1 pseudogene is annotated in these 258 nt (G+C 73.3%); it reads left to right on the top strand.

The features are described 5' to 3' along the window. Positions 1-258: pseudogene (locus ACFHWT_RS31620) on the top strand (4-oxalocrotonate decarboxylase); the annotation flags it as partial.

Genomic DNA, 258 nt, shown 5'->3' on the forward strand with positions numbered 1-258 from the left:
TCACCTTCTCGCTGCCCGACGTGATCGCCGACAACACCTCCGCCGCCCTGTACGTCGTCGGACCCTGGCAGCCGGTCCCCAACAACGTCGACAACCTCGGCGTACTCCTCGACATCGACGGACGCACGGTGCAGACCGGGTCGACGGCGGCCATCCTCGGCGACCCCAGACGGGCCCTCGCCGCCGGCATCGCCCTGGCCGACCGGCACGGCCCGGCCCTGAGGGCCGGCTGGATCTTCCTGGCCGGCGCGGCCACCG

It is taken from the genome of Micromonospora sp. LOL_021 (assembly GCF_048060215.1).
Lineage (GTDB): Bacteria > Actinomycetota > Actinomycetes > Mycobacteriales > Micromonosporaceae > Micromonospora_E.